General features: G+C 68.5%; 11 protein-coding genes. 4 read left to right on the plus strand and 7 right to left on the minus strand.

The window, feature by feature from the left end; translation table 11 throughout:
* Positions 1-12: 12 nt before the first annotated feature.
* The 3 genes from IE136_RS11195 to IE136_RS11205 all read right to left on the minus strand — a co-directional run bounded on the left by IE136_RS11195 (position 13) and on the right by IE136_RS11205 (position 1,809).
* A complete protein-coding gene (locus IE136_RS11195) occupies positions 13-687 on the minus strand; it encodes a prefoldin domain-containing protein (RefSeq protein WP_229818767.1) in 675 nt (224 codons plus the stop codon).
* Positions 688-859: 172 nt separating this feature from the next.
* A complete protein-coding gene (locus IE136_RS11200) occupies positions 860-1,270 on the minus strand; it encodes a DUF4190 domain-containing protein (protein ID WP_158984694.1) in 411 nt (136 codons plus the stop codon).
* A gap of 125 nt (positions 1,271-1,395) precedes the next feature.
* Positions 1,396-1,809 carry an ATP-binding protein gene (locus IE136_RS11205; RefSeq protein WP_158984692.1) on the minus strand — a complete coding sequence of 138 codons (414 nt, stop codon included), beginning with the start codon at positions 1,807-1,809 and terminating at the stop codon, positions 1,396-1,398.
* A 256-nt stretch (positions 1,810-2,065) separates the two neighbouring features.
* Between IE136_RS11205 and IE136_RS11210 the strand changes: the two genes are divergently transcribed.
* On the plus strand, positions 2,066-2,908 hold the full coding sequence (locus IE136_RS11210; RefSeq protein WP_158984690.1) for an RNA polymerase sigma factor SigF: 843 nt from the start codon (positions 2,066-2,068) through the stop codon (positions 2,906-2,908).
* A gap of 11 nt (positions 2,909-2,919) precedes the next feature.
* Here the strand turns inward: IE136_RS11210 and IE136_RS11215 are convergent, their stop codons facing one another.
* The gene (locus IE136_RS11215; protein ID WP_268247924.1) at positions 2,920-3,264 is read right to left on the minus strand and encodes an FhaA domain-containing protein; all 345 of its coding nucleotides are present in this window, start codon (positions 3,262-3,264) and stop codon (positions 2,920-2,922) included.
* Positions 3,265-3,423: 159 nt separating this feature from the next.
* On the opposite strand from IE136_RS11215, the gene IE136_RS11220 reads away from it, so the two are divergent.
* Positions 3,424-3,846 (plus strand): DUF6003 family protein, encoded by a 423-nt coding sequence (locus IE136_RS11220; protein ID WP_158984685.1) that lies wholly within the window; start codon positions 3,424-3,426, stop codon positions 3,844-3,846.
* A 141-nt stretch (positions 3,847-3,987) separates the two neighbouring features.
* A complete protein-coding gene (locus IE136_RS11225; RefSeq protein WP_158984683.1) occupies positions 3,988-5,712 on the plus strand; it encodes a SpoIIE family protein phosphatase in 1,725 nt (574 codons plus the stop codon).
* A gap of 100 nt (positions 5,713-5,812) precedes the next feature.
* On the opposite strand, the gene IE136_RS11230 is transcribed toward IE136_RS11225, so the two are convergent.
* The 3 genes from IE136_RS11230 to IE136_RS11235 all read right to left on the minus strand — a co-directional run bounded on the left by IE136_RS11230 (position 5,813) and on the right by IE136_RS11235 (position 7,156).
* Positions 5,813-6,328, minus strand: a complete 516-nt coding sequence (locus IE136_RS11230) for a methyltransferase domain-containing protein (protein ID WP_308432407.1) — start codon at positions 6,326-6,328, stop codon at positions 5,813-5,815.
* 8 nt (positions 6,329-6,336) lie between these two features.
* Positions 6,337-6,552, minus strand: coding sequence for a class I SAM-dependent methyltransferase (locus IE136_RS36585; RefSeq protein WP_308432408.1), 216 nt, complete (start codon positions 6,550-6,552; stop codon positions 6,337-6,339).
* Positions 6,553-6,733: 181 nt separating this feature from the next.
* Positions 6,734-7,156: an ATP-binding protein gene (locus tag IE136_RS11235; RefSeq protein WP_189600244.1), complete on the minus strand. Its 423-nt coding sequence runs from the start codon at positions 7,154-7,156 to the stop codon at positions 6,734-6,736.
* Between the two features lie 293 nt (positions 7,157-7,449).
* Here IE136_RS11235 and IE136_RS11240 point away from each other — a divergent pair, with 293 nt between their 5' ends.
* Positions 7,450-10,833: an RHS repeat-associated core domain-containing protein gene (locus IE136_RS11240; RefSeq protein ID WP_189600245.1), complete on the plus strand. Its 3,384-nt coding sequence runs from the start codon at positions 7,450-7,452 to the stop codon at positions 10,831-10,833.
* The last annotated feature ends 43 nt before the right edge of the window (positions 10,834-10,876 follow it).

The raw sequence follows: 10,876 nt of genomic DNA on the forward strand, positions 1-10,876 counted from the left end.
CGGTGGTGGTCCTCAGACCGTGGGTGCCTGGTAGAGACCCCGCCCCGCCCGGTGCGCGCGGGAAGTCGCGACCAGGCGGTCGAGGGTGGAGCGTACGGTGTTGATGGCGCCGGTCGAGCCGTCACGGCCGAGTACCGCGGCAACCTCCCTGGCCCGCATGGGCGTACCGGCCTTGCCGGCGAGCACGGCAACCACCTGGTCGGTGAGACCATCGGTATCGGAAAGGGAGGGCGCGCCCTTCCTTCCGGTCGCCGACGTGCCACGTGAAACCCTTGCCGCCGCGTCGCTCTCGGATTCCTCGGGCGCGGCCGGTCGCGCCGCCGGTACGTGTGCCTCGGCCTCGGCCTCGGCCTCCGGGATCACCGCGGAGCCCGCGGTGGACAGCGCCTGAAGGGCGGCGAGGGCCGTGCGTACCGATTCGAGCCGCAGTGTGACTGCCGCGATGTCCTCTTCCAGCGCTGCTCGCCGCTTTTCCAAATACGGCAGTTCCGCCTGGAGCTGAGCAGTGGTGGCTTCGAGACTGTCCGCTCCGGTGGTCGGCGACGGCATAGCGGCCTCCTGTAGATAGGCATAAGGGCAGGGCACTATGCCGCAGACTATGACCGTGGTGTTGTAATCCGCAAACAACTGAGTGCACACATGCGGCACTTGAGAGAAAGCAACTGTTGTCGTTCGGCTATAAAGCATCGCTTTACACCTTGCAAGGACGCACGGTACATGGCGGGTTCGCCCCCGGTCGGAGTCTCAACAGCAAATGCGCGCGTCGCACCATGCCCGGCTCAGCGTTGTGGCGGCAAGAAGACGCCGGCCCGGCTCCGTGGCGCGTGGAGCCGGGCCGGGCGATGCCGTCGAAAGCGGGTCAGTCGTTCATCTCCTTGTCGAAGTCCTTCGCGCACGCGTCGCGCTCGCTCTGCGTCTTGGCGTGTTCGACACAGTCGTCGAAGTTCTCGAACTCGTCCGAGTTGAGGATCGATGCGCCGATGGCGAGGATGACGGCGGAGGCGAGCATTCCCAGCCCGCCGAGAATCGCACCGATGACGGACATCTTGCCGTTCCGGGCGCCACCGGCACGGGCCCTGCGAGCGCCGATGATTCCGAAGATCAAGGCCAGGAGGCCCAGCACGAGGCCACCGAAGACGGTCCAGAAGAGCAGAATCGCCGCGATGCCGAGTACGAGCGAAGCGATCGCCAGGCCGCTGCTCCGCTTCACGCCCGGGGCCGGAGTGTTGTGGACGGAGTCGTTCGGCGTCGCGTGGTCGGAGAAGGACACGCCATCACACTCATCTCTGTTGCCGTTCCAACGGGTTGTCTTCGTGCCGTGTGCCCGCGAGTCGGCGATGAATGCGTTGTAGGCCGACCTCCGAGAGCAGGGCTGCGCGGCGCGGCCGGGCGGTGCTATCGGGGGAGGACGGCCCGGACGGTCTTGCCGCTCGTCCCCGTGGTGACGGCGACGGCTGTGGCGAGGTTCCGCACCATGGGCCAACCGAAGCCGCCGGTGCCGCCGGTGAGGTCGGGCGTCCGCTCCCGCGGCGGCCGGGGGTCCGCGTCCATGACGTCGACGGTGATGGAGTCCGCCCGGGCCTGGAGGCACAGGGAGCCCGCGGCACCTCGTGCGTGACGCACGGCGTTGGTGACGAGTTCGGACACAACGAGTTCGACCGACGCGGCGGCCTGCGCGTCCACCGCCGGGTGCAGCGTACTCATGAACGTACGGGTGGTTTCTCGAGCCTGCGCGACGGCTTCCGGCCGCTTGGTGAAAGCCATATGGTTCGGCGGTCCGGTGTTCAGGCGCACGTGGTGTGTCCGCATGAGCCCCTCCTCTTATGGCGTGGGCAGTGTCTGAGACGCCCATTTGCCCCGAAGCGCACCTGACACACTCGGCGACGTCGCATGGGCAACCGTGCGGCCACGGTCTTGCCGAACGCCCGCGCGTCGCGACTGGGAAGCGGTCTCGGACACCGAACAGAGTGATGCGCGGCAGGGGCGTGAAGTGTGAATGTGGGGGTAAGCGTGCCTGACCGGCCTGTCGGGGGACGACAGGGGCCGGCGGACAGGGAGGGAAAGCATGACGACGGCCACCAGGACATTCACCGACACCGACGTCACGGGGCTGCCGGTCATCGTCTCCCCGCAGACGGTCGCGCCGAAGGACGCCCGCGACCTGACGAGGGTGTTCTTCAGTCGGCTCGCCGCGCTGGAAGAGGGCACACCCGAGTACCAGTACGCCCGCAACGCTTTGGTCGAGATGAACATGTCACTGGTCCGGTACGCCGCCGGACGGTTCCGGCATCGCAGCGGCGACATGGAGGACATCGTCCAGGTCGGCATGATCGGCCTGATCAAGGCCATCGACCGCTTCGAGCTCTCCCGTGAGGTGCAGTTCGCCACGTTCGCCGTCCCGTACATCGTCGGCGAGATCAAGCGGTTCTTCCGCGACACCTCCTGGGCCGTCCACGTTCCGCGTCGCCTCCAGGAGGCACGCGTCGAACTCGCCCGAGCCACCGAGGAACTCGGCACCCGGCTCGGCCGTGCTCCCAAGGTGAGCGAACTCGCAGCGCTGATGAACCTCACGGAGGAAGAGGTCGTCGAGGCACGCATCGCCTCCAACGGCTACAACACCACCTCCCTCGACGCCGGTGTCCAGGGGGACGAGGACGACGGAGCGTCCCTGGCCGAGTTCCTCGGCGCGGAGGACCCTGCGATGGAGCTCGTGGAAGACTTCCACACCCTCGCTCCGCTCATCGCCCGGCTCGACGAGCGGGACCGCCGCATCCTCCACATGAGGTTCGTCGACGAGCTCACCCAGTCGCAGATAGGCAAGGCCCTCGGTGTGTCCCAGATGCACGTCTCCCGCCTCCTGTCGCGCACCCTGGCACGGCTTCGCGAAGGAATGCTCACCACAAGCTGACGCGGTCCGCGTCAGGCCGGTGCGATGCGGCTGTGGACCCGGAACCGGACGGTCGCCTCGCCCGCCGCAGGTCGGAGATCGACGGCAACCCGTCCGGCGAAGCTGTAGCCCTGCTCGGCGGCGTACCGATACACCACGTTCACCAGGCAGGGCTCCAGTGGCACACCATGTGCGGTGAGCCGCCGGTGGATCTCAGGCAGCAGCTCGATCACGAAGGCGTTGGGGACCACGACTCGCTGTCTGCCCAGGATGAGAGCGTTGTCGTCGCAATGCCGACGCAGTATCGCCACGAGCTCCCCTTGCCGCTGTTTCGGCGGGAGAAGCAGGTCCCAGAGCGGTGTCGTCCATCGCTCCATGAGGCGTTCGGCGGTTCCGAGGAAGTACACCACGTGCCACTGCCCGACCCTCTGCCCCTCAGGCTCGCCCGAGAGAGTGACGCCTCGATTCGGCGCCGGGTATGGGCGATAGCATCACACCCCCCTCCCGCGATTCGATCGAGAAGGCGATTCCACGCGATGGCCGATGACGCATACCTGTTCCTTCTGCCTGACCGCCACCCTCGGGTGGGCGCGGCCCTGGCCGCGGTAGGTGCCCTGGAATGCGCGCAGACACCCGCCGTACAGGGATGGCTGCACGCACATGGGGTCCCGGCCTCTTCGGAGCAGGTCAGGATCCTCCCGGCCGAGGCGGAGGCTTTCATCCCGGATGGCGCGGAGCGCCTGCCTCTCCCCTTGGGCGAGGACGAGGCGCTCCGGGTGCAGCAGGAGTGTGCGCCCCCGTCCGTCACCGACATGGAGAGCGAGCTGCTCGACTTCCGGGAGACGACGCAGGACTGGGAGTCGCTCGTCCACCGGGCGTTGACGGCGGGCATTCCCGCTCCGCGCATCGCCCAGCTGACCGGCATCGACCCGCATGACATCGGCCGCCTGGCCATGTGATCTCTCGCCGGTCCGTCGCGGCCGCCGAGACGCTGTCCGCCGGGTCAGCGACCACGGCGAGAGTGTTTGCGAGTGATACCCCCGGGCGATCAGGACTCCTGACGACAACGCCAAGGCTCAGCCAAGGAGGCGCGGGCGATCATGAAGGACGAGGTAGTCGAGAGCGAACCCGGATGCGGTGAGGCCTCGTCTTTGGAGTTGCCGAGCCGCCTGGGGGCGGCGGCCTGCATCGTGGACGACTGCGGGATGATCAGCGCGGTGAACGTATACGCGGAGCAGCTGTTGGGGCTGAGCGCCGCCGGTGTGGTCGGCAAGGACGCCCACGACCTGTTGCACCGCGACGCGCACGGCCAGCCACTGGCCAGGGCCCAGTGCCGGGTGGAGGAAGCGGTTCTGGCCCGGAGCACGCAGGCCGGCCGCGGCTGGTTCGAGCAGGGCGACGGAAGTCTGACCGAGTTGTCCTGGTTGATCGTCCCCTGCGCCGCAACGTGGGACTCCGGCGCCGATACGCTGATGATCTTCCACGACCAGCACACCGAGTCGTTCGCGACCGAGGAGGACGCAGGCGCCGGCCCGACGCTCTCGGAGCTCGAGCGCCTGGCGCTGCTGGCCCAGACGACCACGCAGCTGACCTCGACCCTCGACAGCGACGAGGCGCTGCGTCGCCTTGTGCGACTGGTCGTGCCCAGACTCGCGGACTGGGTGGTGGTCGACCTGATCACCGAGGTCGGCGAGGTGGAGCGGGTCATCGTCGTCCACTATGAGGACGGCGAGCTGATCTCCCGGGAGGACCTGGAGGGGCCGATGCCACCGGTGCCGGAGGAGTCGCCGATGCCGCTGTCCCGTGCCCTGCGGGGAGCGGCTTCGACGCTGGTGACACCGGCGACGTATCAAGGTCCCCCTGACTCCGGCATCGCGATGGAACAGCGCCGGTTGTTCGAGGTGACGGGCATGCATTCGGCGGCGATCGCACCGATACGGGGTGTACGAGACGTGCTGGGAGCCCTGACCCTGGGGCGGTCCAAGCGCCCCGACGCGATGACCCCGGCAGACCTGTCCCTGGTGGAGGACATCACCCGCCGTACCGGACTGGCTCTCGACAACGCCCGTCTGTACCAGCGGCAGCGCAAGGTCGCCGAGACGATGCAGCGCCACCTCCTGCCGCAGTTGCCTTCGGTCCCGGGACTGCAGATGACCGCGCGCTACGTCCCTTCACCCGACGCCTCGCAGGTCGGTGGCGACTGGTACGACGTGTTCACCCTCGCCGACGGCACCACGGCGCTGGCGATCGGTGATGTCGTCGGGCACGACCTGGACGCCGCGGCCGGCATGGCCCAGGTCCGCAGCATCCTCCGCGCGTACGCGTGGACGCACCACGAGCCGCCCAGCGCGATCGTGAACCGGCTGGACGAGTCGGTCATGCCCATCGCGGGGGTATCGATGGCGACCTTGGTCTTCGGCACCCTCGAGCAGGCCGTCGACGGAGCCTGGCAGTTGACCTGGACGAGCGCCGGCCACCCGCCGCCGCTCCTGGTCACGCACGACGGGCGGGCCCGCTACCTCACGGAAGGGCATGGACTGCTGCTGAGCACCGGCCTGTCGTCCAACAGGACTGACGCGCACATCACCCTGCCTCCGCAGTCGACGCTGGTCCTCTACACCGACGGGCTCGTGGAGAGCCGTGACCGCTCGATCGACGACGGTCTCGACCGGCTCCGCAGACACGCCGCCTCGCTGGCACACCGCCCATTGGCCGCTTTCACCGACTCCCTGCTGGAACGCGCCCGACCGGAGCGGGCCAACGACGACGACATCGCCATCCTGGCCCTGAGAACCCCGGGGGCACACCCCCCACCCGAGGTGTGACAGGCGGATGTTTCGTCGTGATGGCCTTGGCGGCCCCGGCCTCCGGTCGCGAAAAGCCGGAAGGCCGGGGCCGCCGGGATGTCCGGTCGCTCGCCGGTCGTCAGGCCCGGCAGCGCAGCATCTCCAGCGGGGGATTGGCGTGGAAGTCGGCCCAGAAGTCCGTACCGAACTCGCGCACGCCGGCCTCCGACACGGTCAGCGGTACCCACGTCGGCTCGCTGAATCCGGCGGCCCGCAGGCACTTCTCGTAGACCTCGCGGCGCGGGCGGTTGGCGACGAACGAGACCGGCGGGTCGAGCAGCGCCGTGATCCGGACTCGCGGACCGGTCTCCGCCTCCCCGCCGGTGAGCTCGCTGCGGAAGCCGTACTTGTCCGGGGAGGGCCCGTCGAAGCGGAAGTCGGGCGACTGGTTGAGCACGAAGAACTCGCCGCCGGGCTTGAGGCCGCGGTGCGCGTTGCGGCACATCCGCTCCGTGGTGGCGATGTCCGCGGCGTAGCTGAGCAGCTGGACCGCCAAGCCGATGTCGAACCGCCGCTCGAGCGGCCGCAGGTCGCCCACGTCACCCACCTCGTAGCGCGGACCCAGCGGATCGCGCTCCTCCAACTGCTGTGCCACGGCGACCATCACCCGGAGACGTCGACGCCGAGCACGTCCGTGGCACCGCGCCGCTTGAACTCCCTGTTGTAGAAGCCGGTGCCGGAGGCCAGGTCGAGGACCGACTTGCCCCGCACGTCACCGACCAGGGCCAGGACGCTGGGCACCACCGCGTACTGCTCCAGCGGCAGGGCCTTGAAGCCCTCGTACGCCTCACCGATCTCGTCGTACTGCTGCACACTCATCGTGCCGTCCTCCCCTGTGCTCGGTCATGTCCTTGACCGCAGGCCTCCGTCCCCAAGGGAATCCGCGGCCTCTCGTCGGCAGTCTCTACGGATTCCGACGGACCGTCGTACTGGAAGAACCGACAAGGATCCGGACATCGCTTCGGATCCGTGTACGGGTGACCTGTCGAGCCCAGGGGGCTCATCTCAGCGGCACCAGGGCGTGGATGGACTTCCCGCCGGGCGCGGGCGTGATGGTGACCTCTTTGCTGAGACGCCGGATGAGTGGCAAGCCGAATCCTCCGGGAGCGGCGGCCCCCGCGCCGGCGGCGGTAGCGGTGGGCCAGGCCCGATTGCGGTCCGTGACCGTGATCCAGAGGCCCTCGTCGGCGACGGACAGTTTGAAGGCGTATACGCCGCCACCGTGCCGGATGGCGTTGGTGACCAATTCCGAGGTCACCAGTAGTGCGTCGGCGAGGACGACGTCCTCGCTCGTCGCCGGCTGCTCGCGGCAGAACCGCTCGTCGAGGAATCTGCGTACCTCGTCACGGGCCGTGGCCGCCGTCACGTCACGCGCCTGCTCCGGGGTCTCCTCCCGAACGGCAGTCGTTTCATCCGTTGTCATAGGTGGAACCCCCTGCTCGGCCTCCTGTGTCCGTATGGCGTGCGTCTGCCCGCCGAGGCCGGTTGCACACGGTAAGTGCCTTTCTGATTGCATCGGTTCCGCGACAAGGCAAGTATTGCCGTGCGGCATGATTTCTCATCGAAAAGAAGCGGTCTTACTTCGACTTGATTTCGCCCGTGTGTGCGAGCGGATGGCGGGCACGCACCGGCCGGTCGGCGCGGAGCTGTGGCAGCCTGTGCGCCTCCGGTGGCCACTGGGGCTGCTGTGACATCTCTTCTCGTGGGGGGAAGTGCATGGCTTCGCGTGCTTCCGGCACGCCGTCTCGGCGTGCCCGTACGACCGCAAGACACTCTCTGATCGCGGCTGTCGCCGCCCTGGCCCTCGGCGCGGCGGCGCTCCCCGCCCTCGCGGCCCCTGCGCCGGGGGCGGACCCCGGCAAGGAGTCGGTCTGGGGCAGGAAGGCGGCCCCCCTGGCGATACCGCCCGTGAAGGTGGGATCGACCACACCGCTCCCCGGCATCGCGGAGGCGGCGCCCTCGAAGGAGGAGGCGGCCTGGCGGGCGGCGCAGAAGGAACGCCTCACCTCCGCGCCGGACGGGGCACGGGCCTCCGCCCCGAGCTCGACGGCCGGGACGCTGGTCTGGGTGCCCCAAGGTCAGGGCTCGGTGCCGTGGCACCAGATCTCCGACTTCCGCATCACCGACTCGCTGGTGGCGCGGATCAACCTCTCCAACGGCAATCTGATGCTCGCGGCGACCGACTTCGAGGTCGCCGGCGTGGGGCAGAAACTGCGCCTGGCACGCACGTACAACTCGCTCGACGCGCCCTACGGCAAGGTGTCCCAGCGGTGGTGGCAGGAGTACGAGCGCTACCTGCACGTCTTCACGAACTCGGTCGTCGTCTACGACGCGACGGGTGACACGGTGAACTTCACCGTGAACGCGGACGGGACGTTCACGACCCCGAAGGGTTACTCGAAGGACCTGAAGAAGAACGCGGACGGCACGTACACGCTGACCAACCGCAAGTCGGGCGTCAAGGACACCTACGACGCGAACGGGACGCTCACGAAGGTCACCGACCGCAACAAGGGCCAGATCACCGTCGAGCAGCACGACGGCGGCACCGAGCACAAGGGCTTCAAGCTCACGGAGACCCGCTCCGGGCGGTGGATCGACCTGCTCAAGACCTACCCCAACCAGTGGCAGGCCAAGGACCACACGGGCCGCACCGCCGTCTACGACCTCGACGGCGGCGGCAACCTGTCGCGTACCACCGACACGGAGGGCAAGACGACCCTCTACGCCTTCGACGGCAGTGGCCGCATCGCCAAGATCACCACTCCCGAGGGCCGCGTGACGACGTTCTCGTACGACGCCCAGAACCGGGTCACGTCGATGCTGCGGGCCACCCAGACCGGCGCCTTTGGACACACCGGCCCCACCTACACGTACACCTACACCGGTGCCGCGCCGTCGGACGCGGGCACGACGACGGTGACCGATCCGGAGCAGCACGCCACGAAGTACGAGCACGACGGCACCGGCAAGGTCACCAAGGTCACCGACGCACTCGGCCACTCGCGGTCCCGGAGCTTCGACGCCAACAACAACGTGCAGACCACGACCGACGCGATGGGCGTCGGTGGCGCCGGTGGGAACGTCACCACGTACGGCTGGGACGGGCGCAACAACCCCACCTCCGCCAAACTGCCCACCGGCGCCACCGCTTCCGTGTCGGGCTATCAGACGCTCTCGGGAGCAGATCTGCCCGGCTCGACGACCACCGCCGACGGCGAGAAGACGGATTACACCTATGACGCCGCCGGCAACACCACGTCGGTCGCGGTGACCGGCACCGGTGGGGGCAGCCAGACGTTCGACCACAACCCGGCCACACCCACCTGCGGCGGATTCGAAGGCCAGCGCTGCAAGGTCACGACGAAGATGTCGTCGACCAAGTCGGTCTCCACCTCCTTCACCTACGACGCCAAGGGCAACCTGGCCAGGGTCACCCCGCCCGCCCCCCTCGGCATCACCACCTACCTGTACGACGAGCTGGGCCGGCCCACCTCGGTCAGGGACGGCCGCGGCGTCACCACCCTCTACACCTACGACCACCGTGACCGGATCATCAAGGTCGACACGTCCGGCTACGCGACCGTCACCTACTCCTACGACGGCGACGGCAACCTCACCCAGCGCTCGGACGGCACCGGCGTGACCGCGTACGCCTTCGACCCGCTCTCCCGGGAAACCGTCCGTACCCTGCAGAACGGCTCGCAGACCCGCCTCACCTACACCCCGGCCGGCAACGTCGACACCTACGAGGACCCGGCCGGCATCACGGACTACACCTGGAACGAGGTCAACCGCCTCAAGCAGCTGAAGGACCCCACCGGCAAGGTCACCACGTACGAGTACAACAACAACGACGTCCGCACCAGGACGACCTACCCCGGCGGCACGGTCCAGGCCGTCACCCTCGACAAGTCCAGCCGCCCGCAGCAGATCAAGGCCACCTCCCCGAAGGGCACCTTGGTCGACCTCGCCTACTCGTACTCCAACGCGGGCACGGACGGCATGAAGATCCGTACCAGCACCGACGCGGTCGCCGGCACGAAGACGACCTACACCTACGACGGCGCCGGCCGCTTCTCCTACGCCAAGGAGGAGAAGGGCACCACCCTCACCTCTTCCTGGCAGTACTGCTACGACCTGGCGGGCAACCTCACCTCCCAGGGTGTCGACCCCGGCTGCCCCCGCGGCACCACCTACACCGTCAACGACGCCCAGCAGATCACCGCGAAGAACGGCGTCACCACGAACTGGTCCTACGACAAGGTCGGCAACGAGACCGCCGGCGCCTCCACCCCCGAGGGCACACGCACCGGCGAGACCTGGTCCGACCACTCGCAGATGACGTCGATCACCGTGGGCGGCAAGACCTATGCCGGCCAGTACGGCTCGACCGACCAGAGCGAACGCGTCCGGCTCGGCGACACGTACTTCCACAACGGACCGCTCGGCCTGTCCGCGAAGAGCACCGGCGGCGTCGACATGGGATTCAACCGGGAGCCCGGGGGCACGCTGAACTCCATGACGACCGGAGGTAAGAGCTACTACTACCTCACCGACGCGCTCGGTTCGGTGGTCGCGCTCGCCGACGAGGCCGGTACGAAGGTCAACACCTACGCGTACAGTCCCCGCGGCGTCCAGCGAGCCGCCACGTCCGAACAGGTCCCGCAGCCCCACCGGTTCGCCGGCGGCTACCAGGACCCCACCGGCCTGTACCACTTCGCCGCCCGCTACTACGACCCCAACATCGGCCGCTTCACCAGCACCGACCCCTCCGGCCAGGAGAAGAACCCCTATCTCTACGCCGAAGGCGACCCCGTCAACCGCATCGACCCGGACGGGCTCAACGCGGTCTCGAACCTCCTGCTCGCCAAAGACCTTCTCGAGCTGGGGACCGATGCCTGGAACGGGGACGGAAAGGCGCTGGAGGGCGACCTCGTGGGAACCCTCGCGAGCCTCGGAACAGAAACCGCATGCATGTTCGGCGCCGGCCTCGCCGGGGCGGCGACCGCCGGAGTGGGGGGCGCGATCGTGGCCGGTGGCTGTGCTCTGGTCGGGTCCTACGTCGGTGACAAGGCGAAGGACGCGTACGTGAACTGACGCGGGGCCCCGGCCCGGCAGCCCCTCGCTGCCGGGCCGGGGC

It is taken from the genome of Streptomyces lateritius (genome assembly GCF_014649715.1).
Lineage (GTDB): Bacteria > Actinomycetota > Actinomycetes > Streptomycetales > Streptomycetaceae > Streptomyces > Streptomyces lateritius.